The sequence below is a fragment of the Bordetella sp. genome, assembly GCF_057362025.1.
Map to the genome: position 1 here is coordinate 1 of NZ_JBMQQZ010000020.1, position 22,574 is coordinate 22,574.

The 22,574-nt window shown below is 65.8% G+C and carries 20 protein-coding genes; 9 read left to right on the top strand and 11 right to left on the bottom strand.

Going from position 1 to position 22,574, the window contains the following annotated elements; all coding sequences use genetic code 11:
- From ureE to ACO1P8_RS05980, 7 genes are all read right to left on the bottom strand, one after another.
- The coding region (ureE, locus tag ACO1P8_RS05950) for an urease accessory protein UreE (protein ID WP_486294993.1) at window positions 1-550 on the bottom strand (550 nt) is incomplete at its 3' end.
- Between the two features lie 28 nt (window positions 551-578).
- A complete protein-coding gene (gene ureC, locus ACO1P8_RS05955) occupies window positions 579-2,282 on the bottom strand; it encodes an urease subunit alpha (protein WP_486294994.1) in 1,704 nt (567 codons plus the stop codon).
- Window positions 2,283-2,346: 64 nt separating this feature from the next.
- The gene (locus ACO1P8_RS05960; RefSeq protein ID WP_486294995.1) at window positions 2,347-2,652 is read right to left on the bottom strand and encodes an urease subunit beta; all 306 of its coding nucleotides are present in this window, start codon (window positions 2,650-2,652) and stop codon (window positions 2,347-2,349) included.
- A gap of 14 nt (window positions 2,653-2,666) precedes the next feature.
- Window positions 2,667-3,266, bottom strand: a complete 600-nt coding sequence (locus ACO1P8_RS05965) for a HupE/UreJ family protein (RefSeq protein ID WP_486294996.1) — start codon at window positions 3,264-3,266, stop codon at window positions 2,667-2,669.
- A 66-nt stretch (window positions 3,267-3,332) separates the two neighbouring features.
- A complete protein-coding gene (ureA, locus tag ACO1P8_RS05970; protein WP_486294997.1) occupies window positions 3,333-3,635 on the bottom strand; it encodes an urease subunit gamma in 303 nt (100 codons plus the stop codon).
- A gap of 18 nt (window positions 3,636-3,653) precedes the next feature.
- Window positions 3,654-4,526 (bottom strand): urease accessory protein UreD, encoded by an 873-nt coding sequence (locus tag ACO1P8_RS05975; protein WP_486294998.1) that lies wholly within the window; start codon window positions 4,524-4,526, stop codon window positions 3,654-3,656.
- 348 nt (window positions 4,527-4,874) lie between these two features.
- Window positions 4,875-5,558, bottom strand: a complete 684-nt coding sequence (locus ACO1P8_RS05980; RefSeq protein WP_486294999.1) for an LOG family protein — start codon at window positions 5,556-5,558, stop codon at window positions 4,875-4,877.
- On the opposite strand from ACO1P8_RS05980, the gene polA reads away from it, so the two are divergent.
- Together polA and ACO1P8_RS05990 are read left to right on the top strand one after the other, a co-directional pair.
- Complete coding sequence (polA, locus tag ACO1P8_RS05985; RefSeq protein WP_486295000.1) at window positions 5,557-8,274, top strand: DNA polymerase I; 2,718 nt, start codon at window positions 5,557-5,559, stop codon at window positions 8,272-8,274. The genes ACO1P8_RS05980 and polA overlap by 2 nt on opposite strands.
- Before the next feature lie 133 nt (window positions 8,275-8,407).
- The gene (locus tag ACO1P8_RS05990; RefSeq protein WP_486295001.1) at window positions 8,408-9,199 is read left to right on the top strand and encodes a dienelactone hydrolase family protein; all 792 of its coding nucleotides are present in this window, start codon (window positions 8,408-8,410) and stop codon (window positions 9,197-9,199) included.
- A 3-nt stretch (window positions 9,200-9,202) separates the two neighbouring features.
- Here ACO1P8_RS05990 and ACO1P8_RS05995 read toward each other — a convergent pair whose 3' ends face one another.
- Window positions 9,203-10,864 carry a Na/Pi cotransporter family protein gene (locus ACO1P8_RS05995; RefSeq protein WP_486295002.1) on the bottom strand — a complete coding sequence of 554 codons (1,662 nt, stop codon included), beginning with the start codon at window positions 10,862-10,864 and terminating at the stop codon, window positions 9,203-9,205.
- A 218-nt stretch (window positions 10,865-11,082) separates the two neighbouring features.
- On the opposite strand from ACO1P8_RS05995, the gene ACO1P8_RS06000 reads away from it, so the two are divergent.
- Window positions 11,083-12,474 carry an L-serine ammonia-lyase gene (locus ACO1P8_RS06000; protein WP_486295003.1) on the top strand — a complete coding sequence of 464 codons (1,392 nt, stop codon included), beginning with the start codon at window positions 11,083-11,085 and terminating at the stop codon, window positions 12,472-12,474.
- A gap of 71 nt (window positions 12,475-12,545) precedes the next feature.
- Here the strand turns inward: ACO1P8_RS06000 and htpX are convergent, their stop codons facing one another.
- Window positions 12,546-13,424, bottom strand: coding sequence for a protease HtpX (htpX, locus tag ACO1P8_RS06005; RefSeq protein WP_486295004.1), 879 nt, complete (start codon window positions 13,422-13,424; stop codon window positions 12,546-12,548).
- A 183-nt stretch (window positions 13,425-13,607) separates the two neighbouring features.
- Between htpX and ACO1P8_RS06010 the strand changes: the two genes are divergently transcribed.
- Window positions 13,608-14,489: a DMT family transporter gene (locus ACO1P8_RS06010; protein ID WP_486295005.1), complete on the top strand. Its 882-nt coding sequence runs from the start codon at window positions 13,608-13,610 to the stop codon at window positions 14,487-14,489.
- On the top strand, window positions 14,486-15,337 hold the full coding sequence (locus ACO1P8_RS06015; protein ID WP_486295006.1) for a sulfurtransferase: 852 nt from the start codon (window positions 14,486-14,488) through the stop codon (window positions 15,335-15,337). Before ACO1P8_RS06010 ends, ACO1P8_RS06015 begins: the two co-directional genes overlap by 4 nt.
- 123 nt (window positions 15,338-15,460) lie before the next feature.
- Here ACO1P8_RS06015 and ACO1P8_RS06020 read toward each other — a convergent pair whose 3' ends face one another.
- Together ACO1P8_RS06020 and ACO1P8_RS06025 are read right to left on the bottom strand one after the other, a co-directional pair.
- Window positions 15,461-16,606 (bottom strand): aromatic ring-hydroxylating oxygenase subunit alpha, encoded by a 1,146-nt coding sequence (locus ACO1P8_RS06020; protein WP_486295007.1) that lies wholly within the window; start codon window positions 16,604-16,606, stop codon window positions 15,461-15,463.
- Window positions 16,607-16,934: 328 nt separating this feature from the next.
- Entirely contained in the window at window positions 16,935-17,900 is a 966-nt protein-coding gene (locus tag ACO1P8_RS06025) for a Bug family tripartite tricarboxylate transporter substrate binding protein (protein ID WP_486295008.1), read from the bottom strand.
- 273 nt (window positions 17,901-18,173) lie between these two features.
- Between ACO1P8_RS06025 and ACO1P8_RS06030 the strand changes: the two genes are divergently transcribed.
- The 4 genes from ACO1P8_RS06030 (at window position 18,174) to folE2 (ending at window position 22,253) form a co-directional block, all read left to right on the top strand.
- Window positions 18,174-18,461, top strand: a complete 288-nt coding sequence (locus ACO1P8_RS06030; protein ID WP_486295074.1) for an exodeoxyribonuclease VII small subunit — start codon at window positions 18,174-18,176, stop codon at window positions 18,459-18,461.
- A complete protein-coding gene (locus ACO1P8_RS06035; protein WP_486295009.1) occupies window positions 18,458-19,369 on the top strand; it encodes a polyprenyl synthetase family protein in 912 nt (303 codons plus the stop codon). Before ACO1P8_RS06030 ends, ACO1P8_RS06035 begins: the two co-directional genes overlap by 4 nt.
- 44 nt (window positions 19,370-19,413) lie before the next feature.
- Window positions 19,414-21,303, top strand: a complete 1,890-nt coding sequence (gene dxs / locus ACO1P8_RS06040) for a 1-deoxy-D-xylulose-5-phosphate synthase (RefSeq protein ID WP_486295010.1) — start codon at window positions 19,414-19,416, stop codon at window positions 21,301-21,303.
- A gap of 134 nt (window positions 21,304-21,437) precedes the next feature.
- On the top strand, window positions 21,438-22,253 hold the full coding sequence (gene folE2, locus ACO1P8_RS06045) for a GTP cyclohydrolase FolE2 (RefSeq protein ID WP_486295011.1): 816 nt from the start codon (window positions 21,438-21,440) through the stop codon (window positions 22,251-22,253).
- Window positions 22,254-22,574: the final 321 nt, after the last annotated feature.

Below are 22,574 nucleotides of genomic sequence, written 5' to 3' on the forward strand. Positions count from 1 at the left end.
CATGAGCATGCTGATGGTCGCCATGGTCGTGCCCATGGCGATCGCGATATGCTTGTTGCGCGAGCGCGTAGTCTTCCTGGAAGGTTGCGTCGTGCCCGTGCTTGTGGCCGCCGCCATAGGCGCCGGCTTCCGGTTCGAACGGCGCTTCGATGGCGACCACCGTCAGCCCCAGGCGCAGCAGCAGGTCGCGCAACACGGGGTCGTGTTCCAGCTGCAGGTAATCCTTTCCGACCTCCACCGGCGTGTGGCGATTGCCCAGATGATAGGCGGCGCGCAGCAGGATATGCGGGTCGACGCAGGTCGCGCGCAGTACGGGCTGCGGGGCGGCGACGATGCGGACCAGTCCGCCGTCTTCGGCCACCAGCGCGTCGCCATCGCGAAGAACGGTACCGCGCGGCAGGAAAAGCGCAACTTCTTCGCCGGTGTCCAGCGTGGCGGCCAGGCGGCTGCGGCTGCGCGACTCGAAGGGCAGGGTCAGCGTGGGGGCGCGCCGCAGCAGCGCTTTGGCGACAGCCTGGCCGCGGCCGACCACTTTCTCTATACGTCTCATGCGAATCTGAACGGTGATGCGCCGCCCCTTAGAACAGGAAGTAGCGTTGCGCCATGGGAAGCACCCGGGCGGGTTCGCAGATCAGCTCCTGCCCGTCGGCGAGGACGCGATAGGTTTCGGGATCGACATCGATGTGCGGTTGCCAGTCGTTGTGCACCATGTGCGACTTGCGCACGCCGCGGATGCCGTGGACCGGCACCACGCGCTTGGACAATCCGTACTTCGCCGCGATTCCGGCCTGATAGGCGGATTGGGAGACGAAGGTCAGGCTGCCCCGTGCGAGCGCACCCGCGCGCGTGCCGAACATATCCCGGTAGTGTACCGGCTGCGGTGTGGGGATGGAGGCGTTGGGATCGCCCATCAAGGCCGTGGTGATGATCCCGCCCTTGAGCACCATGTCCGGCTTGACGCCGAAGAAGGCTGGGTCCCACACCACCAGATCGGCCCACTTGCCCGGTTCGATGGAGCCGATTTCATGCGCCATGCCGTGGGTGATCGCCGGATTGATGGTGTATTTGGCGATATAGCGTTTGGCCCGCATGTTGTCGGCACGTCCATCGCCGGGCAGGGCGCCGCGCTGCAGCTTCATCTTGTGCGCCGTCTGCCAAGCCCGCATGATGACCTCGCCGATGCGGCCCATGGCCTGGGAATCGCTTGAAATCATCGAGATGGCACCCAGGTCCTGCAGGATATCCTCGGCGGCGATGGTTTCGCGGCGGATGCGCGATTCCGCGAAGGCGACGTCCTCGGCGATGGCGGCGTCCAGGTGATGGCACACCATCAACATGTCCAGGTGTTCGTCGACCGTGTTGACGGTGTACGGGCGCGTGGGATTGGTGGACGAAGGCAGCACGTTGGGCAGTCCGGCCACCTTCAGGATGTCCGGCGCATGGCCGCCGCCGGCCCCTTCCGTATGGTAGGTGTGGATGGTGCGGTCCTTGAAGGCCGCGACCGTACTTTCCAGGAAGCCGCTTTCGTTCAAGGTGTCGGTATGGATGGCCACCTGCGTATCGGTGCGCTCGGCCACTTCCAGGCAGCAATCGATGGCGGCCGGCGTGCTGCCCCAGTCCTCGTGCAGCTTCAAACCCACGGCCCCGGCGTCTATCTGTTCCATCAGCGGCGCGGGCTGGCTGGCGTTGCCCTTGCCGAGCAGCCCGATGTTGATGGGCCAGCCGTCCGCGGCGGCCAGCATGGTTTCGATATGCCATGCGCCCGGCGTGCAGGTGGTGGCCGAGGTGCCGGCGGCCGGGCCGGTGCCGCCGCCCACCAGCGTCGTCAGGCCCGCGGATAGCGCCTCGTCGATCAATTGCGGGCAAATGAAGTGGATATGCGAGTCGATGCCGCCCGCCGTGACGATCTTTCCTTCGCCGGCGATGACCTCGGTGCCGGCGCCGATGACGATAGTCACTCCCGGCTGGATATCGGGATTGCCGGCCTTGCCGATGGCCTGGATGCGGCCGTTCTTCAAGGCGATATCGGCCTTGACGATGCCCCAATGGTCCAGAATGACGGCGTTGGTGATGACGGTATCGGCCACTTCGGCGCCGACACGCTGGGACTGCCCCATGCCGTCGCGAATGACCTTGCCGCCGCCGAATTTCACTTCCTCGCCATAGACGGTGTAGTCGCGTTCGATCTCGATGAGAAGCTCGGTATCCGCCAGCCGGATGCGATCGCCGGTGGTGGGGCCGAACATTTCCGCGTAGGCGCGGCGGCCGATTTTCAGACTCATGCGAATGCTCCCGTGGCGTTGCCCGCCGGGGTGATGTTGATCATGTCGATTTCCGCCGCGGCCCTCACAGCTTGCCCATCACGCGGCCCGCAAAGCCATAGACCGTGCGGTCGCCCGCCAGGGCAACCAGTTCTACGGTGCGGGTTTGTCCCGGTTCGAAACGGACGGCGGTGCCGGCCGTGATGTTCAGGCGATAGCCGCGCGCTGTCTCGCGTTCGAAAAGCAGCGCGTCGTTGACTTCGTAGAAGTGGAAATGCGAGCCGACCTGGATGGGCCGGTCGCCGGAGTTGGCCACCGTGACGGTGATCGTGGCGCGCCCGGCGTTGAGTTCGATCTCGCCGTCGTCCACCAGCAGTTCGCCGGGAATCATTGTGGTTTCCTTGTTCAGGCGGCCAGCAGCACGACGCCGTACAGGGCCACGCCCAGGCCGGCGATGCGAGGCAGCCAGGCATGCGCCCGGCGCATCGCCACACCCGCGGCGATGCCCGCGCAATGCAGTCCGATCGTGGCCGCCATGAAGCCGGCGATATAGGCTGCCGCGCTGGCGGTTTCGGGCAGTTCGTAGCCATGCGCATGGCCGTGGAAGAAAGCGAACAGGGCAGCGATGGCGGCGCCCGCCCACTCCGGCAGGCGGGCGCGCGCCGCTACCAGCAGGCCCAGCACCAGCAGAGAGGCGGCGATCATCGGCTCCACCGCCGGCATGGGTACGCGCGCCAGGCCGAACAGCGCGCCCAGCAGCAGGACCGCGGCGAAGGACAGCGGCGCCACCCAGACGCGGCGCGCCGTCAGCGCGCTCCATAAGCCGACCGCGATCATGGCGCAAAGGTGGTCCGCGCCCGTCAGGGGATGCAGCAAGCCGGCCATGGCGCTCGACGCCATGCCCGCGGCCTCGGCAATGTGTTCCTGCAAGGGATGCGCGGCGGCGGCGCCGCAAAACAGCAGGGTGGCGCTGGCGACGAGTGCCGCGATACGTGGGCGGTTCATTTTCTGGTCTCCATCGGCAAGGGAGTGTTTATCGGACAGCAGGGCGAAGGTCATGCAGCAGGGACATCAGGCAATGGGGTGGTGAACGGTGACCAGCTTGGTGCCGTCGGGAAAAGTCGCTTCGATCTGCACGTCCGGAATCATCTCCGGGACACCTTCCATGACGTCTTCGCGTGTCAGCAGCGTGGTGCCGTAGTCCATCAGGTCGGCGACGGTACGTCCATCGCGCGCACCTTCCATCAGCGCGGCGCTGATGTAGGCGACGGCTTCCGGGTAATTCAGTTTCAGGCCGCGTGCCTTGCGCCGTTCGGCCAGCAGCGCGGCGGTGAATATCAGGAGCTTGTCTTTTTCACGGGGGGTCAGCTTCATTGAAGGATCCAGGGAATGTCAGGTCGCCCAGAGGCGGAGAGGACGGCCGGGGACGCCATGCACCAGCGGGCGCAGCCGCAGCCAAAGGGCGGCGAACAAATGGCGCAGCAGTTCGATATGGGCGCCCGCGGCGCGAACGAGCAGGATGCCGGGCGTGGGACTCGTGACGCCGGCGCGCAAATCTGCCTGGAAGGGAAGGTCGGGGGCCAGGGCCTCCGCCAGCGCCGGCGTGCAGGACGCGCCGGCGGCCCACAGCGTTCCGTAGGCGGGCAATCCGGCCAGTCCTTGCGGCGCCTGCCTGAGCGCGGAATCCGCTCGCATGCGTTGCCGCTCCGTCCACAGCAGGCGGCCTGCGCCGTCCATCAGGCGAAAATCCGTCCGCAACTGGCCGGCGGACCAGGTTTCGCCGGCGGCCTGGCGCCCCAGCAGCGCGGCATCCCAACCCAGGGCCGTCGCACCCGCGGCCAGGCGGATGTCGATGTGCTGGTGGGCGTGGCTGTGGTCGAAATAGATGTTTTCCAGGGGCAGCCAATCGAGGCGCGCGTCCTTGCCGACGCGGATGTCCAGCGCCTGGCGGGACGGATGCAGCGGATTGGCCTTGTACCATTTGGTAGCCCCCGGCGTGGTGAAGACCGCGTGCGCGTCCGCCTCCAGTTCGATGTCCAGGTGCAATGTGTCGCCGCTGGCCAGGCCGCCCGGCGGATGCAGCAGTGTCAGGTGGCAGATGCCATCGCCGCCCTCCGGGTACAGGGGCTTTTGCACGGTAAGCGGGCCGACGTGTTGCCGCCGCGCGAGCACTGTGCGTCCCTGCCGATGCACCAGGCCCAGCCGCAGGCTCGCCAGCCATCCCCCGGTGTGGGGAATGTCCAGGATGGGGGCGAGCGCGTCCATGGGAGGTCGATATCCAGAGCGAGACGGAACGGTGGGCAGGCTGACGGTTGGGCGCCGCCTGGGGCGGGCGACCGTCGTGGTTGCGCAACATGACGCAAAATGTGTGCCATATTGCGCGGCTTATAGGGTGTGCCGTGGGGCACCGTGGGGACCCGTGTTGCCCCGGCGGGGGCGATGGCCATTGCCTTGTTCGGGGGGCAGAGAAGGGAGCCTCGGCGCCGCCCCGGTGCGCCAGCCGCTGCCAAACCGACGCATCTGCCAACATTTGCACCATAAAGGTGCGTCAAGATGCACCAAATCGCGCTTTCATGCACCGGTTCGGCGCGATGGGGCGGTGCGTGGTGCGTGTCAGGCGGGCAGGGAGGGCGCGTATTGCTCAGGCGACAGATACCGCATATGGAAATCGATAATGCGGCTGACGACGACCTTGGGATCGTCCTCCACGATGAACAGCTCCAGATCGTGCGCGCCTATCATGCCGTTGCTCAATACGGTCTTGGCCAGCCAGTCGACCGCGCCGTGCCAGTAATCCTTGCCCATGAGCACGATCGGTGCCGGCGGCACCTTCCCGGTCTGGACCAGCGTCAGCGCTTCGAATAGCTCATCCAGTGTGCCGAAGCCGCCGGGCAACGCCACGTAGGCGAAGCTGTGCATGAAGAACGTGGCCTTGCGGGCATAGAAGTATTCGAACATCAGGCTGATGGTCTGGTACTCGTTATTGTTGGCCTCGTGCGGAAGCACGATGTTCAGCCCGACGCTGGTTCCGCCGGTTTCGAATGCGCCTTTGTTGGCGGCCTCCATAATGCCTGGCCCGCCGCCCGCGATGATGGCGAAGCCGGCTTGCGCCAACGCGGCCGACAAGGCCTCGGCCTGCGCGTAATACGGCGATTCCCGGCTGACGCGCGCGCTGCCGAAAATGCTGACGGCCGGACCCAGCTCGCGCAGCTTCTCAGCCGCGGTCAGTATCTCTGACATAATCACCGGTATTTGCTTGCCGGCGGGAGTCTCCCTGCCATCTTCCTTCTTGATCATGAATAAAACCCTGTTGCTGGTTGACGGTTCTAGCTATCTGTACCGCGCCTATCATGCCATGCCTGATTTGCGGAACGCGCAGGGCGAACCGACGGGGGCGTTGTACGGCGTCGTCAATATGCTTCGCAAGCTGAAGCAGGACTATGACGCGCAGTATGCAGCGTGCATTTTCGATGCCCGGGGCAAGACGTTCCGTGACGACCTGTATCCCGAATACAAGTCGCATCGGCCGCCCATGCCGGAAGACCTCGCTGCGCAGATCGAGCCGATACACGAGGTGGTGCGGGCACTGGGCTGGCCCGTTTTCGCCATCGAGGGGGTGGAAGCCGATGACGTCATAGGCACGCTCGCGCGGATCGCGACCGAGCACGGCATCAAGACCATCGTCTCCACAGGCGACAAGGACCTGGCCCAATTGGTGGATGACCACGTCACGCTGGTCAATACGATGACGGGAGAAACACTGGATCCCGCCGGCGTCGTCAAGAAATTCGGCGTGCCCCCGGAACGCATCGTGGACTACCTGATGTTGATTGGCGATGCGGTGGACAACGTGCCCGGCGTCGATAAGGTCGGCCCCAAGACTGCCGTCAAATGGCTGACGGAGTTCGGTTCCATCGACAAGCTGATGGAAGCGGCGGAAAACATCAAGGGCGTGGCCGGTGCCAACCTGCGGTCGGCCGCGGCGCATTTTCCCTTGACCCGCGAGCTGCTGTCCGTGCGGCGCGATTGCGACCTGAGCCCGACCATGGCCGGACCGGAAGCCCTGGTGCCGCTGGAAGAAGACAAGGAAGCCCTGCTGGCGCTGTACGAACGCTACGGGTTCCGTACCTGGCTGCGCGAGGCCAGCGGCGAAACCGAACGCGTGCCGACGGGCGACGCCCGCGCCGCGCCCGAACGTCCGGAGGCGCCGGAGCAGGTCGATTACCAGATCATCACCGATTGGGCCGCTTTCGACGCGTGGCTGGAAAAGCTGCGGGCCGCGCCGCTGGTGGCCTTCGATACGGAAACCACCTCGCTGGACGAAATGCAGGCGCGCCTGGTCGGCCTGTCGTTCTCCATCGAGCCCGGTGTCGCATGCTACATCCCGGTGGCGCACCGCGGCCCGGAAGCCGGCGAGCAACTGCCCAAGGAAGAAGTGCTGCAACGGCTGCGCGCATGGCTGGAAGACCCGGCCGCGGCCAAGCTGCTGCACAACGCGAAATACGACGCGCACGTGCTGCGCAACGAAGGCATACGGCTGGCGGGCATCGCGGAAGACACGATGCTGCAGGCCTATGTCCTGGAATCGCATCGCAGCGTCAGCCTGGCCGACCTCGCGCAGCGCTGGCTGGGCCGCAGCGGCATTACCTACGAGCAACTGTGCGGCAAGGGTGCCAACCAGATTTGCTTCGACGAAGTGCCGGTGGAGCGGGCCGGCCACTACGCGGCCGAGGACGCCGACTTCACCATCCGCATGCATCGCCTGCTGCGGCCGCGTGTCAACGCAGACCCCGGCCTGGAACGCATCTACAAGCTGGAACTGCAGGTCTCGGAGGTCCTTACCGATATCGAGCGGACCGGGGTGCGTGTCGATGCCGAGGCGCTGATGCGGCAAAGCAGCGCGCTGGGACAAGAGATGCTGGCCCTGGAGCAGCGTGCCTATGAACTCGCGGGGCAGCCCTTCAACCTGAATTCACCCAAGCAGCTGGGCGAAATCCTGTTCGGCCGCATGCAGTTGCCGGTGGTGCGCAAAACGGCCAGCGGGGCGCCGTCCACCGACGAGGAAGTCCTGAGCAAACTGGCCCAGGATTATCCGCTGCCGCAGGTCTTGCTGGAATACCGCGGCCTGTCCAAGCTGAAGTCAACGTATACGGACAAGCTTCCGCGCATGATCAACCCGGCGACGGGGCGGGTGCATACCCACTACGCGCAGGCCGCCGTCATCACGGGCCGGCTGGCGTCATCGGATCCCAATCTGCAGAACATCCCGGTACGTACACCGGCCGGCCGCCGGGTGCGCGAGGCCTTCATCGCCGAGCGCGGTGTGCTGATGTCGGCCGACTATTCGCAGATCGAGCTGCGCATCATGGCGCACGTTTCGGACGATGCCAACCTGCAGCAGGCGTTCGCCGCCGGAGAAGACATCCACCGCGCTACCGCGTCGGAGGTCTTCGGCGTGCCGCTGGACGCGGTCGCGGCCGAGCAGCGCCGTGCCGCCAAGGCGATCAACTTCGGCCTTATCTATGGCATGGGCGTATTCGGCCTGGCTTCCAACCTGGGCATCACGCGCGACGCGGCGCAGGCGTATATCGACCGCTATTTCGCGCGTTATCCGGGCGTGGCGCAGTACATGGAATCGACGCGCGTGCTGGCGCGGGAGCAGGGGTACGTGGAAACGGTATTCGGCCGGCGGCTGTGGCTGCCGGAAATCCGCGGCGGTTCCGGGCCGCGCCGGCAGGCGGCAGAGCGTGCCGCCATCAACGCCCCCATGCAGGGAACGGCGGCCGATCTGATCAAGATGGCCATGGTTGCCGTGCATCGGTGGATAGAGGCCGAGGGCATGCTGACCCGCATGATCATGCAGGTCCATGACGAACTGGTGCTGGAAGTACCGGACGCGGAAGTGGACCGGGTGCGCGCCGAACTGCCGGGCCTGATGTGCGATGTGGCGACCTTGCGCGTGCCGCTGGTGGCGGAGGTCGGCGTGGGCAGGAACTGGGAACAGGCGCACTAGGCCGCGCGGGCCTGAGTGTTTCCAGCACGCATTAAGGGAATGCGCGGCATAATCGCCCGGAAGGCGCCCGGGCGGCGCGCGCCGTGCGTTATGTCCGCTCCACGTGCCCAACCCCAAGAGTGAGGATACCGCCATGAGTTTTTCGCCCGCTGCAGGAACCGTCCAGAACACAGCCATTCACACCAGCCCGCAGGGCCTGACACACGGCCTGATCGATTTGCCCGTGAAGGACGGCACGATTCCCGCCTACTACGCTGCCCCGGAAGGCAAGTCTGACCTGCCCATCGTCTGCGTGGTGCAGGAAATCTTCGGCATACACGAGCATATCCAGGACGTGTGCCGGCGCGTGGCCAAGGAAGGCTACTTTGCCATCGCGGTCAATCTGTACGAGCGCCAGGGCGATGCTTCCACCTATACCGACATTCCCAAGCTCATCCAGGATATCGTCGCCAAGGTGCCGGACGAACAGGTCATGGCTGACCTGGATGCCAGCGTGGCGTGGGCCGCCCAGCATGGGGGTGACGGCGAACGCGTCGGTATCACCGGCTTTTGCTGGGGCGGACGCATTACGTGGATGTACACGGCCTACAACCCCAAGGTAAAGGCAGGCGTAGCCTGGTACGGCAAGCTGACGCAAGGCCATGGCCCGCTGATCAAGCGCAACGCCGTGGACGTGACCAACGAGCTGCACGGCCCCGTGCTGGGCCTGTACGGCGCCAAGGACACCAGTATCCCGCTGGAAGACGTCGAGACCATGAAAGCGCGTCTGGCCGAAGGCAACGAGCACGCGAAGGCGTCCAGGTTCGTGGTATATCCCGATTCCGGCCATGCCTTCCTGGCCGACTATCGTCCCAGCTACAACGAACAGGATGCCAAGGACGGCTGGCAGAAGATGCGCGATTGGTTCGCCCGCTACCTGAAGTAAGCGTCAGTTGGCCGATTCGCGCAGGCGGCTGGGCAGCAGTTCGCCCTCTTTGGCCAGCACCGGGTACGCCGCCGCCCCGACCAGGTAGGAATTCACGCCCTTCACATCGCGCAGGATGTCCAGGTACATCTGGCCGATCTCCGCTTCCTCGACCTGGCCGGATTTGATCTTCTGCAAGTGAGCTTCCGCGGCCTGGGCCTCCAGGGCGCGGAAGCTTTCCTTTTCGCCGGCCAGGGCCCGCGCCTGCCGCAGATCGGCGTTGACGAACAACGCCGCCGCGCGACGCTCGTTGGTCAGCAGGTGTCCCATCGATTCATCCAGCTGTTCGCGCTGTTCCGGCGCCAGCGCCCATCCCAGCTTGCGCAGGCGCGTCGCGTGGTTGAGCAGGCCACCGTGGACGATGTCGGCGGCGTGGCCGATATTGCTGGCGAAGGCCAGGATTTCCTCCATGCGCTGGACGTCTTCGCTGGTCATGCTTTCGCGATCCAGCGTGGCCAGGTATAGCGTGATCGCGGTTTCCAGCTTGTCCATCGCGGCGTCCAACTGCTTGGCCTGGGGCAGCCGATGCCGGTTGTCGCGCTTGAAGCCGGCGCGCGCCAGCGCCAGCAGGGTCTGCAGCATATCGGCCATGCGCAGGGCCTCGCGAGATGCATTGCCCAGTGCCACCGCGGGAATGTCGTGTGCCGATTCGTCCAGGTATTGGGGGCGCGCGGGATCGTCCGGATCGATCCGCTTGGGCAGCCAGCGCGTCAGCAAGGCGGCATAGGGCACCAGCAGCGGCAGGAAGGTCAGCGCGACGACGGCATTGAAAAGAGTATGGAAATTGGCGACCGCGCGGGCCGGGTCGTCCGACAAGGCTTTCATCCACGTGCCGACCCAGGGCAGCAGCAGCAGGCCCAGCACCACACCGACGACGCGGGTCAGCAGGTTGCCCAGCGGCAGCCGGCGGGCGGCGGGGTCGTCGCCCGTGACACCCTCGATCATCGGATTGATGGCCGTGCCCAGGTTGGCGCCCAGCACCATGGCGTAGGCCGCGTCCGGCGTGACCAGGCTGTGCGAGGCCATCGACATCAGCAGCACCACCACGGCCACACTGGAATGCGCCGCCCACGTCAGGGCGGCGGCCATCAGCATCGCGGCGACGGGCTGGGTGGCCAGCGCCTGCAGCACGATGCGCAGCAACGGCGCGGTCTGGAACGGCGCGAACAGGTCCACCAGGGAATGCAGCGAAATCAGCAGCAAACCCAGCCCGATGAAGACGCGCCCCAGGTCGCGTGTGCGGCCCGGCGGGTAGCGCCGGAACATCCACACGCCGAACAGGATCAGTATAGGAGCGAGCGCCGTCAGGTCGAAGGACAGGAGCTGGACGATCAGCGTTGTGCCCACATTGGCGCCCAGCATGGCGGACAGCGCGGGCACCAGGCTGACCACACCGCCGGCGGCGAAGCCGGTAATCATCAGTCCTGTGGCGGTACTGCTTTGCAGGGCGGCGGTGATGCCAAGCCCGGCGGCGAAGGCGCGCAACCGTGTGCCCAGCGCCCGGCCCAGTACCGCCCCGAGCGCGGCGCCGAATGCCCGCTGCACGCCCGTCTGCACCATGTGCACGCCCCACAGCAGCAGGGCGACATAGCCGGCAAAGTCCAGCAGCGTCAGGATTCCGGACATACGTTCGTATTCAGGGGTAGGGGTTGGAAGACCGCGGTGCTGCGCGGACCAGCGACAATGATCGCATGATTGTCCGCCTTGGGGACAGAGACGTTGAAAACGTTCTCATGCGATGTTGCGGTAGCCCCTTGCCGTCCCGCGATACCGCCGTGGCACCGCGGCTATCATAGCGGTGTGCCGGGACGCGGGGTTCCGGACGCCTGATCTGTGGAGCCATCGTGGCGGTTTCTGTCTTTGATCTGTTCAAGATCGGTATCGGTCCTTCCAGTTCCCACACGGTGGGGCCCATGCGCGCGGCATTGCTCTTCGCCCAGGGCCTGCAGCGTGACGGCCTGCTGGCTTCGGTAGCCGGTGTCCGGGCGGAGCTGTATGGCTCGCTGGGCGCCACCGGCAAGGGCCACGGAACGGACAAGGGCGTCATGCTGGGCTTGATGGGAGAAGCGCCGGATACCGTCGATCCCTCCGCCATCGGCGGCATGCTGCAGGCCGTCCGCGCCAGCCGCGAATTGCCCTTGCTGGGCCAGCATCGCGTGCCGTTCATCGAAAAGGAACATCTGCTTTTCTATCGCCGCGAAGCCATGGCGGAACATCCGAACGGCATGAAATTCCATGCCTTCGATGCGGCCGGCGCCTCCCTGCGCGAGGCACGCTACCTTTCCGTCGGCGGTGGCTTTGTCGTGACCGCCGGGGCGCCGAACAGCCAGGTCATCGCGGCGCACGACCAGTTGCCGTATCCCTTCCGCACCGGCCGCCAGCTCGTCGACATGGCCGCTTCATCCGGCCTGAGCGTCGCCCAGCTGATGATGCGCAATGAACTCGCGTGGAGCAGCGAAGACGAGGTCCGCGCCGGCCTGGACCGTATCTGGGATGTCATGCAGCGCTGCGTGGCGCGCGGTTGCGGCATCGACAATCCGGCGGCGGACGGCGAATTGCCGGGCCCGCTGCGCGTGCGCCGGCGCGCGCCCGAACTCTATCGCAGCCTGACCCAACGCGCCGAGCGCACGCTGTCGGATCCGCTGTCGGTCATGGACTGGGTCAACCTCTACGCCATTGCCGTCAACGAGGAAAACGCCGCCGGCGGCCGCGTGGTGACGGCGCCCACCAATGGCGCGGCCGGCATTATTCCGGCGGTACTGCATTACTACGATCGCTTCGTTCCCGGCGCTACGCGCGAAGGCGTGCACGATTTCCTGCTGACCGCCGCGGCGATCGGCTTGCTCTATAAATTCAATGCGTCGATTTCGGGTGCTGAAGTCGGTTGCCAGGGCGAAGTGGGCGTGGCCTGTTCGATGGCGGCGGGTGCCCTGGCCGCCGTGCTGGGTGGGCGCGTATCCCAGGTGGAAAACGCCGCCGAGATCGGCATGGAGCACAACCTGGGCCTGACCTGCGACCCGGTAGGCGGGTTGGTGCAGATACCCTGTATCGAACGCAATGCGATGGCGTCGATCAAGGCGGTGAACGCTGCGCGCATGGCCTTGCGCGGTGACGGCCATCACTATGTCTCGCTGGACTCCGTCATCAAGACCATGCGCGAAACCGGCGCCGACATGAAGATCAAGTACAAGGAAACGGCGCGTGGCGGCCTGGCGGTAAACATCGTCGAATGCTAGGGCCCGTCGGCGTTGTACGCCGCCTGGCGTCAATACGGCGACCGGGCCCGGTCCGCATGCCGCGGATCTTTTTATAGCGGCACGCGCTGCAGGGCGGCGATGCGCGACTGGATGGGCGGGTGCGAGGCGAACAGGGCGCTGATGGCGCCGCCGCCCGTAATGCCGGACGCCTCGAAGGACTTCGGCAGCGCGCCCGGTTCCAGGCCACCCAGCCGCGCCAGGGCACGGATCATGGGGTCGCGCGAACTGAGCAACTGGGCCGAGCCGGCATCGGCACGGTATTCCCGCTGGCGCGAAAACCACGCGACGATGATCGTGGCGACCACGCCGAACAGGATTTCGCAGACGATAACCGTGATGTAGTAGCCGGCCCCCACGCCGCGTTCGTTGCGGAACACCGCCTTGTCGACGAAATAGCCGACGACGCGCGCCAGGAACACCACGAAGGTATTCACAACGCCCTGGATCAGGGTCAGCGTCACCATGTCGCCGTTGGCGATGTGGGCGATTTCGTGTCCGAGGACCGCCGTGACTTCTTCTTCCGTCATGCTTTCCAGCAGCCCCGTGCTGACGGCCACCAGCGAGTCGTTCTTGAACGCACCCGTGGCGAACGCATTGGGGGCGCCTTCGTAGATGGCGACTTCCGGATGGCCGATGCCGGCACGGTCGGCCAACTGGTGTACGGTATCCAGCAGCCAGGCCTCGCGCTGGTCGCGCGGCGCGTTCGGGGCAATGACGTGGGCGCCGGTGCTCCACTTGGCCATCGGCTTGCTGATCAGCAGCGAGATGATGGCGCCGGTGAATCCCACCACCAGCGAAAAGATCAGCAGGGCATTGATGTTCAGTCCGTTCGCCGTCAGAAAGCGGTCGACGCCCAGAATGCGCAGCGTGGCCGACAGCACGATCATGACGGCCAGGTTGGTGAGCACGAACAAAACGATACGTTTCATGGTTTTTATGGTCCCTTTGCGAGCGATGTAGCTTTGACGACCCCCGTGCGTCCAGGTTCCACGGCGCGCGAGCCGGGCCGCTGGCGGCGGACAATATGGCCGAAGCGGATGGGCGCGGGGCAGGGGCCACCGCGGAGTATAGTAGCGCTTCCCATCAACCCTACGGTCCCCGGTTCTTTTTCCATGCAGGCTCTCTGGATGTTGTTGGCGTCTCTTATGTTCGCCATCATGGGTTCCTGCGTGAAGCTGGCCACGGAACACAATTCGTCGTTGTCGCAGGTCGTGCTGTTTCGCGGCCTGCCCTCCGTGATCCTGCTGCTGATGTGGGCCCGTGCCGGACGCCAGTCCATCATCCCGACCAGCTGGAAGCTTCACTTCTGGCGCAATCTGTCCGGCGTCAGTTCGATGTGGCTGGGATTCTTCGCGTTGTCGCATCTGCCGCTGGCGACGGCCACCAGCTTGACCTACACCTCGCCCTTGTTCATCGCCGCCTGGATGCTGGGCTGGGGTGGTGCCGGGCGCGATGGGGTCCGGGTTGTCTCGGTGGCGCTGGGGTTTCTTGGCGTTATCGCCGTCCTGCGTCCCAGTATCGGCCAGGACCAATGGCTGGCAGCCTTGCTGGGCCTGGCCTCGGGGGCCGCGGCCGCAGTGGCCATGATGCAGATACGCCAGCTTGGCCGCATCGGCGAACCCGAATGGCGGACCGTCCTGTTCTTTTCGTGCGCCGTTTGCCTGAGCAGCGTGGCCGGCCTGGCGTCCGAGGGGTGGGGCGATACCGACCTGGCTGGCTACACCGCGCTAAGCGGCATCGGGCTGTCGGGACTGTTCGGCCAGTTGGCGGTGACGCGCGCCTTTGGGCTGGGCTCGGCCCTGTTGACGGCGGCGCTGCAGTACACCACCATCATTTTTGCCGCCATCCTCGGGATGGCGTTTTGGCACGACCATCTGGACGATATGGCGTGGCTGGGCATGGGATTGATTATCGCCGCCGGCTTGATGTCGATCTGGCGCACGATGCGCGAATCGCGGACAGCGGCGACGTCCAACCGGGAGAAACAGGCATGACTTCGATGAGCTTGATGTCCGTCTCGCAATTGGCGAGCCGGCTGAATGACGCCGACGTGCGCGTATTCGACGTGCGCCACGATCTGGGCGATTTTTCGGCGGGGCGACGCCAGTTCGAAGAATCGCACATCGTGGGCGCGCATTTCCTGGACAACGAACGCGAACTGGCCGGCGCGCATACCGGCCGCAACGGCCGTCATCCGCTGCCGGATCGCGCCGTCCTGGCCCGCCTGATGGCAGCGCACGGCGTGGGGCCGGAAACCCTGGTGGTGGGTTACGACGCCAGCGGTGGCCAATTCGCCGCGCACCTGTGGTGGCTGTTGCGCTGGATCGGCCACGGCCGCGTCGCGGTGCTGGATGGCGGTTGGCAGGCTTGGACGGCGGCGGGGTTGCCCGTGGCCAGCGGGGCCGTGCCGGCGCCCGCCGCGGGTGCCGCCGTCGCGCCGCGTCCGTCGCTGGTCGAGGCGGTGGACGTCGACGCCGTGTTGGCCAATCTGGACAACCAGGCCTTCACCGTGGTCGACGCCCGCGCCGCGGCCCGCTGGCGCGGGGAAGTAGAACCTATCGATCCGGAGGCCGGTCGTATACCCGGCGCGCTGAATCGTCCGTACACCGACAATCTTGAAGAGGACGGCTCCTTCAAGTCGCCCGACCGGCTGCGCCAGGAATTCCTGGCCGTGCTGGGCGACCGTGCGCCTTCGTCCATCGTGCACCAGTGCGGCTCCGGCATTACCGCGTCCGCCAATCTGTTCGCCATGGAGATCGCCGGCATGAGCGGATCGCGTCTGTACCCTGGATCCTGGAGCGAGTGGATCAGCGATCCGTCCCGGCCACGGGAAAAGGGCTGAGGGAAGTCGGCCCTGGGGGACTTTTGTCCTGGTACGGCCACCGCGGAAAAAACACGCACACAAGCAAGCAAACGGCGCCATGAAGTCATGGCGCCGTTTGTCCGATTGCGGGGTTGAGAGTCGTCAGGGGTGGGGGTCGGTTTCCGCCATGATGCGGCGGTACCACTCATGGAAGTGCTGCATGCCGTCTTCCATCGGCGATTGGTATGGTCCGGCCTCTGTCACGCCGCGGTCGTGCAGCGCCTTGCGGCCGGCATCCATCCGTTCGGCGATTTCGTCGTCTTCCACGGCGGTTTCCATGTACGCCGCTTGTTGTGCTTCGACGAATCCGCGTTCGAATGCGACAATTTCCTCCGGGTAATAAAACTCCACCACGTTCAAGGTGTCCTGCGGGCCGCGCGGATGCAGCGTGGACAGCACCAGCACATGCGGGTAGACCTCGATCATATGGGTGGGGAAGTAGGTCGCCCAGATGGCACCGAAGTCCGGCGTTTCGCCCTGGCGGAAGTCCAGCACCCGATCATGCCAGGCGCGGTAGACATCCGAGCCCGGATTGGCCAGGGCCTGATGCACGCCGACCCGCTGCACGCTGTGCCAGGACCCGAAGTCCCAGGTGAGGTCGTCGCAGGTAACGAAGCGGCCCAGCCCGGGGTGGAAGGGGCCGACGTGATAGTCCTCCAGATAGACCTCGATGAAGGTCTTCCAGTTGTAGTTGCACTGGTGGATCTGGACGCGATCGAGCACATAGTCGCCGAAATCGAATTCCGGTCGCGCGAACAGGCCGCCGATGTCCTGCAGCGGATCGCGCGGACCTTCGAACAACAGGCCGTGGCAGTCACGCAAGCGGAAGCGGTCCAGCTTGGCGCAAGGGGTGCTGTCGAACTGTGGAGCGCCCAGCAGTTCGCCCTGGGCGCTGTAGGTCCAGCGGTGCAGGGGGCAGACGATATTGCCCCCTGTGGCCCGGAGATTGCCGGCCGTATTGGCATTGCCCGCCACGCCGCCCAGCATCAAGGCTTGGCGGTGGCGGCAGACATTTGAGATGAGTTCTATCCCCTGGGGGGTATGGACAAGGGCACGTCCACCTTTTTCCTGGACCAGCGTGCGCCAATCGCCGACTTCCGGCACCATTTTGCGGTGGCCGACGTAGAGCGCGGATTGTTTGAAAATGAGTTCTTGCTCGCGCTTGAAGCGGGCTTCGTCAAAGTATGCGCTGACGGGTAGCTGGGTGCGAGCTGGCACGAACTGCGCCATCCGACCAATGTCGGTCATGATTCCCTCCGCCCGGATAAAAAAGCCAGGACGGCACGAATCCGTTCTGGCGCGAAGAAAAATCGGTCTGGCCGATCGAAATTACATCCGCATTGTACCCCAGGCGCTACAAGCGCGCCCGCGCGGCCGCCCGAAGGGCGCGCACCCTCCCTTGGGGAGGGGTCGCGCAGCGACAGGAGGGCCAATTTCCTCGCGCCCGCGCGGCCGCCCGAAGGGCGCGCACCCTCCCTTGGGGAGGGGTCGCGCAGCGACAGGAGGGCCAATTTCCTCGCGCCCGTGCGGCCGCCCGAAGGGCGCGCACCCTCCCTTGGGGAGGGTGCGCGGCGGTTTACTGCAGAACCACGTGGGCTTGCTGCACGAGTTTCTGGACGACCGGTTGTTCGGCCTTGATCTGGGCAGTCAATGCTTCCGGCGTGCCCGAGGCGGGCTGTATCCCCATATCCAGCATTTTTTTCCTGACGGTTTCGTCCTTCAGCGCATCGGCCAGCGCGGCGCGCAGCTTGGCCAGGGCTTCCGGGGACGTATGCCGGGGGGCGACGAAGCTGAACCAGGCCGTGATGTCGAATTTCGGATAGCCTTGCTCGGCCAGGGTGGCCAGCTTGGGTTCGGTGTCCAGGCGTTGCGGACTGGTGATGCCGAAAACGTTGACCTTGCCCGCGTTGGCCTGGGGCATCCCGGTCGCGACCATGTCGAAGAAGATGTCCACGTCGCCGGAGATCAAGGCCGGCAGCGCCTGCGTGGCGCCCTTGAAGGGAACGTGCAGCATGTCCGTCCCGGTCAGGCTCTTGAACTCTTCGGCGGCCAGGTGCGACGAGGTGCCCGGACCGAAGGTGGCGAAGGTGACCTTGCCGGGATGCTGGCTCGCGTACTGGACCAGCTCCTTCGTGTTTTTGAACGGCGCCTTGGGGCTGGCCAGCAGTACCAGCGGTCCGATGCCGACCATGCCGATGGGGTCGAAGCCGTCCGGATCGTACGGCAGTTCCTTGTAGAGATAGCGGTTCGTCACCAGTGTGGAATTGGTGGCCATGAGGATGGTGTAGCCGTCGGCGGGCTCGCGCTGGACGAACGACGCACCGATGCTTGTGCCGGCGCCGGCTCGGTTTTCCACCACCATGGCAACGCCCAGGTCCTTGCTCATGCGTTCGGCCAGCAGCCGCGTCAGGACATCGGTGGCCCCCCCCGCCGGGAAGGGGGACACAACCTTGATGGGTCGGGCCGGATAGGGTTGTGCCTGCACGGCGGTGCAGGTGGCGGCCAGCAGGGCCGCGGCGATGACTTTGCCCCAGGAAGGCATGGTATTCCCCTTTCTTTTATTCAAGCCGGGCGCGGCCCGGCCAACGTGTTGCCCATCGGTCGGCGCGCCGCGATCTTGAACGACGCGCTGCCGGCCTCAGGGTCGATGTAACGCCAGGCGCACGACTATAAGAAGCGTCCGGCGGGAACGCAATCGGGGATGCCCTGGGGCCCGGCGGCCGCGATCTCGTACAATCCCAGGATTACCCACAAGCCAGCCTTACCGGAGACACGCTTGGCCCCAACGCAAGCCGATCCGCGCGATGATTTCCCCATGCCGAGCAACCGCCCCGACGCGCAGGACGCGACCATGAACCGCGACGCGCCCGCGCTGCCGCAGGATTTCGAAACCGCCCTGGCCCAGCTCGAAGCTCTGGTCTCCGCCATGGAAGACGGTTCGCTTCCGCTGGAGGAATCGCTGGCGGCCTATCGCCGCGGCGTGGAGCTGACGCGTATCTGCCAGGAGCGCCTGGCTCAGGCCGAACAGCAGGTACGCGTCCTCGAAGGCGATCTGCTGCGCCCTCTGGATCCGGGCGCGCTGGATGACGAATCGAACGGATGAAGCAATCGCATCTCGCTTTCCAGGACTGGCTGTCGGACCGCGCCGCGCATATCGAACGGACGCTGGATGAACTGCTGCCTCCCGCGGACGCCGTGCCCGCGCGCCTGCATGAAGCCATGCGCTATGCCGTGCTGGGCGGCGGCAAGCGCGTGCGCGCCGCGCTCGTCTATGCCGCCGGCCAGGCGTGCCCGATCAGCGGTCATGCCACCGCGGTGGAAGCTTCGCTGGATCGCGCCGCGGCCGCGGTGGAGCTGATACACGCGTATTCGTTGGTGCACGATGATCTGCCCTGCATGGACGACGACACCCTGCGGCGCGGGCGTCCCACGACGCACGTGCAATACGATGAGGCCACCGCGATGCTGGTGGGAGATGCCTTGCAGCCGCTGGCCTTCGAGCTGCTTTCCGAAATGCCGATCGCGCCCGCGCTGGTCGTGCAGGCGACGCGGGCGCTGGCGCGCGCGTCCGGCAGCCTTGGCATGGCCGGCGGGCAGGCCATCGACCTGGAAAGCGTGGGCCGGGCGCTGGATCGCGACGCATTGCAGACCATGCATGGCATGAAGACCGGTGCCATGCTGGCCGTCAGCGTGGCGCTGGGCGGCATCGTATCCGGGGCCAGCTCCAGCGCGCGCCAGGCCCTGGACGACTACGCGCAGGCCATGGGCCTGGCCTTCCAGGTGGTTGACGATATCCTGGACGTCACGGCGGACTCGGGCAAGCTGGGCAAGACCGTGGGCAAGGATGCTGCGGACAACAAGCCGACCTATGTTTCACTGATGGGTCTGGAGCAGGCGCGCGTCTTGGCGCAAGACTTGCGGCAGGCCGCCCTGCAGGCCCTGACCCCATTGGGCGAAGGGCGCGCGCGGCTGGCGGAACTGGCCAATTTCATCGTATTGCGGGACCGTTGATGCACGCCCCGGCGTGATCGGCCCCGCCCTTGGTTGCGGAAAGCATGACCACTGAATTACTGGAAACCATCGATAGCCCTGCGGATCTGAAGCGACTGGACCGCCGCGCGCTGAAAAAGCTCGCCGACGAGCTGCGTGCCTTCATTCTGGCCTCGGTTTCCCGCACCGGCGGACATCTGTCGTCCAATCTGGGCACGGTGGAGCTTACGTTGGCGCTGCACTATGTGTTCGACACGCCGCACGACCGCGTGGTCTGGGATGTGGGGCACCAGTCCTATCCGCACAAGATCCTGACCGGCCGGCGCGAGGGCATGGCCCATTTGCGCCAGGCCGGCGGTATTTCCGGTTTCCCGCGCCGTTGCGAATCCGAATACGACGCCTTCGGCACCGCCCATTCCTCCACCTCCATTTCGGCGGCCCTGGGCATGGCGGTGGCATCGCGCAACGCCGGCGTATCGCGCCAGCACATCGCCGTGATCGGCGACGGCGCCATGTCGGCGGGCATGGCTTTCGAGGCCATGAACAACGCGGGCGTCACGCCCGGCATCAACCTGCTGGTGATCCTGAACGACAACGACATGTCGATCTCGCCGCCGGTCGGGGCATTGAATCGCTACCTGGCCCGCCTGATGTCCGGCCGCTTCTACGCGGCCGCCAAGAATGTCGGCAAGGCCGTGCTGCAGCACGTGCCGCCGGTACTGGAACTGGCCCGCCGCATCGAGGAGCATGCCAAGGGCATGGTCACGCCCGCGACGCTGTTCGAGGAATTCGGGTTCAACTACGTGGGGCCGATCGACGGGCACGATCTCGATGCGCTGGTGCCGACCCTGCAGAACCTCAAGGCGCTTCAGGGGCTGCAATTCCTGCACGTCGTGACGCGCAAGGGCCAGGGCTACAAGCTGGCGGAGGCCGACCCCGTGCTGTATCACGGCCCCGGCAAGTTCGATCCGGCGGTCGGCATCGTGCCGGCCAAGTCGCCTGCCAAGACGACTTTCACCCAGGTCTTCGGCCAATGGCTGTGCGATATGGCGGAACAGGATGAGCGCCTGGTGGGCATCACGCCCGCCATGCGCGAGGGCAGTGGACTGGTGGAATTCGAGCGCCGGTTCCCCTCGCGCTACTTCGATGTCGGCATTGCCGAGCAGCATGCGGTTACGTTCGCCGCCGGACTGGCCTGCGAAGGACAGAAACCGGTGGTGGCGATTTATTCGACCTTCATGCAACGTGGATACGACCAGTTCATCCATGACGTCGCGCTGCAGAACCTGGACGTGACCTTCGCGCTGGATCGGGCCGGCCTGGTAGGGGCGGATGGCGCCACCCACGCCGGCAATTACGACATCGCTTTCCTGCGCTGCGTTCCCAATATGGTCGTGGCCACGCCTTCGGACGAGGCCGAGGCCCGCCTGCTGCTGACCACCTGTTATCGCCACGCCGGTCCCGCCTCGGTGCGCTACCCGCGCGGCGGAGGCCGCGGCGCGGCGGTGCCGGCCGGCCTGGACGAAGTGCCGCTGGGCAAGGGCGTCGTGCGGCGCCATGGCGCCAGGATCGCCATCCTGTGCTTCGGCACCCTGCTGCCGGCGGCGCAGAAGGCGGCCGAAGCGCTGGACGCGACGGTGGCGGATATGCGTTTCGTCAAACCGCTGGACGAGGCGCTCGTCCACGAGCTGGCCTCGAGCCACGATGCCCTGGTGACCATCGAGGAAGGCGCCATCATGGGTGGGGCGGGCAGCGCCGTCTGCGAGGCCCTGAATGCCGCCGGTATCGCCATGCCCGTATTGCAGCTGGGCCTGCCGGATCGCTTCATCGACCATGGCGAGCAGCAAGCCCTGCTGGCCGGGGTGGGCCTGGATGCCGCGGGTATCGAGGCTGCCGTGCGGTCGCGTTTCGACGCATTGCTGGCTCGGCCGCTGCCCAAGGTAAATCACGGATAAAGCGCAGCCGGAAAGCCCGGAAACCTGTCGGGAAAAGGGTTTTCCCGGGCTCGCGCGTCGTGTTGGGCGATAATGCTCGTCCATCGACACTTGAGACGGTGCTCCGGAAGCACCGTTTGTCACAGGCCAGATCTATGAATTCCCCCATCGACCCCGCCCTCGTCATGCCGGACATCCAGAGTTCGGCCGATACGCGGCATATTCCTATCCAGCGCGTCGGGATACGCGGCGTGCGCCATCCCATGCTGGTTCAGGCCGCGGACGGCGGCGCCATGGCAACGGTCGCCAACTGGACCCTGACGGTGGCGTTGCCCGCGGAAGAGAAGGGCACTCACATGTCCCGCTTCGTCGCGCTGCTGGAAAAGTATCGCAGCACGCCCATGACGCCGGCCTTGTTCCGGGTGATGGCGCGGGAAATGTTGCCCTTGCTGCATGCCGAGCGTGGCGATATCACGGCGGCCTTTCCGTATTTCATCAACAAGTCGGCGCCCGTTTCCGGGGTGCAGAGCCTGATGGACTACGAGATCCAGTGGGTCGCGCGCGCAGCCGGGGAAGACGTCGAATTCGAGCTGATCGTCCAGGTGCCGCTGACCAGCCTGTGCCCCTGTTCCAAGGCGATTTCGGAATACGGCGCCCATAACCAGCGCTCCCACGTGACCGTAGCGGCGCTGATCGACGATGAGGTGGGCGTCGACGCCCTCATTCGGCTGATCGAGGACGAAGGTTCCTGCGAAGTCTGGGGCCTGCTCAAGCGTCCCGACGAAAAGTTCGTCACGGAACGCGCCTACGACAATCCGAAGTTCGTCGAAGATCTCGTTCGTGACGTGGCTGCTCGCCTGTCCGTACGTCCCGGCGTGGCCCGTTACCGCGTGGAAGCCGAAAACTTCGAGTCCATCCACAATCATTCCGCCTACGCGGTGGTGGAAGGCGAAGGCCCGGCCGCGGTCTGACCGAAACGGCCTGACCGAATGGCCGGCGGTCCTGCCGGCGCGGTCAGCGCAGCGATTCCCGCCGCCGCATTGCGCGCCCGCAAGCGGTGCCGGCGGGCCGCCGATACGCCGTCTCGCCTTGCCCGCCCCGGCGGGGCGGTCCCGTTGTACGAACACGACGGGAGCTTGTGCGGTTGCGCGATCCCTCGATTCCGGCGATAATCGAGGGCTTTCCTGCTCGACTGTCCACATTGGGCGGCGGGCTGCCCCCCGGGCCGGGGCGGCGGTTGGGCGCAGTTCGCCCATTTCCGCGCGGCGCGGGACATCCACCAGGAGTTTTAC

What these genes read in the sequence shown, in the direction of transcription:
- ACO1P8_RS05990 (WP_486295001.1), top strand. Translation starts at nt 8,408, where the DNA reads ATGAGTTTTTCGCCCGCTGCAGGAACCGTCCAGAACACAGCCATTCAC.
- ACO1P8_RS05995 (WP_486295002.1), bottom strand. Translation starts at nt 10,864, where the DNA reads ATGTCCGGAATCCTGACGCTGCTGGACTTTGCCGGCTATGTCGCCCTG.
- ACO1P8_RS05960 (WP_486294995.1), bottom strand. Translation starts at nt 2,652, where the DNA reads ATGATTCCCGGCGAACTGCTGGTGGACGACGGCGAGATCGAACTCAAC.
- ACO1P8_RS06010 (WP_486295005.1), top strand. Translation starts at nt 13,608, where the DNA reads ATGCAGGCTCTCTGGATGTTGTTGGCGTCTCTTATGTTCGCCATCATG.
- ACO1P8_RS05965 (WP_486294996.1), bottom strand. Translation starts at nt 3,266, where the DNA reads ATGAACCGCCCACGTATCGCGGCACTCGTCGCCAGCGCCACCCTGCTG.
- ACO1P8_RS06015 (WP_486295006.1), top strand. Translation starts at nt 14,486, where the DNA reads ATGACTTCGATGAGCTTGATGTCCGTCTCGCAATTGGCGAGCCGGCTG.
- folE2 (WP_486295011.1), top strand. Translation starts at nt 21,438, where the DNA reads ATGAATTCCCCCATCGACCCCGCCCTCGTCATGCCGGACATCCAGAGT.
- ACO1P8_RS05980 (WP_486294999.1), bottom strand. Translation starts at nt 5,558, where the DNA reads ATGATCAAGAAGGAAGATGGCAGGGAGACTCCCGCCGGCAAGCAAATA.
- ACO1P8_RS06030 (WP_486295074.1), top strand. Translation starts at nt 18,174, where the DNA reads ATGCCGAGCAACCGCCCCGACGCGCAGGACGCGACCATGAACCGCGAC.
- ACO1P8_RS06035 (WP_486295009.1), top strand. Translation starts at nt 18,458, where the DNA reads ATGAAGCAATCGCATCTCGCTTTCCAGGACTGGCTGTCGGACCGCGCC.
- htpX (WP_486295004.1), bottom strand. Translation starts at nt 13,424, where the DNA reads ATGAAACGTATCGTTTTGTTCGTGCTCACCAACCTGGCCGTCATGATC.
- ACO1P8_RS06020 (WP_486295007.1), bottom strand. Translation starts at nt 16,606, where the DNA reads ATGACCGACATTGGTCGGATGGCGCAGTTCGTGCCAGCTCGCACCCAG.
- ureC (WP_486294994.1), bottom strand. Translation starts at nt 2,282, where the DNA reads ATGAGTCTGAAAATCGGCCGCCGCGCCTACGCGGAAATGTTCGGCCCC.
- ACO1P8_RS06025 (WP_486295008.1), bottom strand. Translation starts at nt 17,900, where the DNA reads ATGCCTTCCTGGGGCAAAGTCATCGCCGCGGCCCTGCTGGCCGCCACC.
- ureA (WP_486294997.1), bottom strand. Translation starts at nt 3,635, where the DNA reads ATGAAGCTGACCCCCCGTGAAAAAGACAAGCTCCTGATATTCACCGCC.
- ACO1P8_RS05975 (WP_486294998.1), bottom strand. Translation starts at nt 4,526, where the DNA reads ATGGACGCGCTCGCCCCCATCCTGGACATTCCCCACACCGGGGGATGG.
- dxs (WP_486295010.1), top strand. Translation starts at nt 19,414, where the DNA reads ATGACCACTGAATTACTGGAAACCATCGATAGCCCTGCGGATCTGAAG.
- polA (WP_486295000.1), top strand. Translation starts at nt 5,557, where the DNA reads ATGAATAAAACCCTGTTGCTGGTTGACGGTTCTAGCTATCTGTACCGC.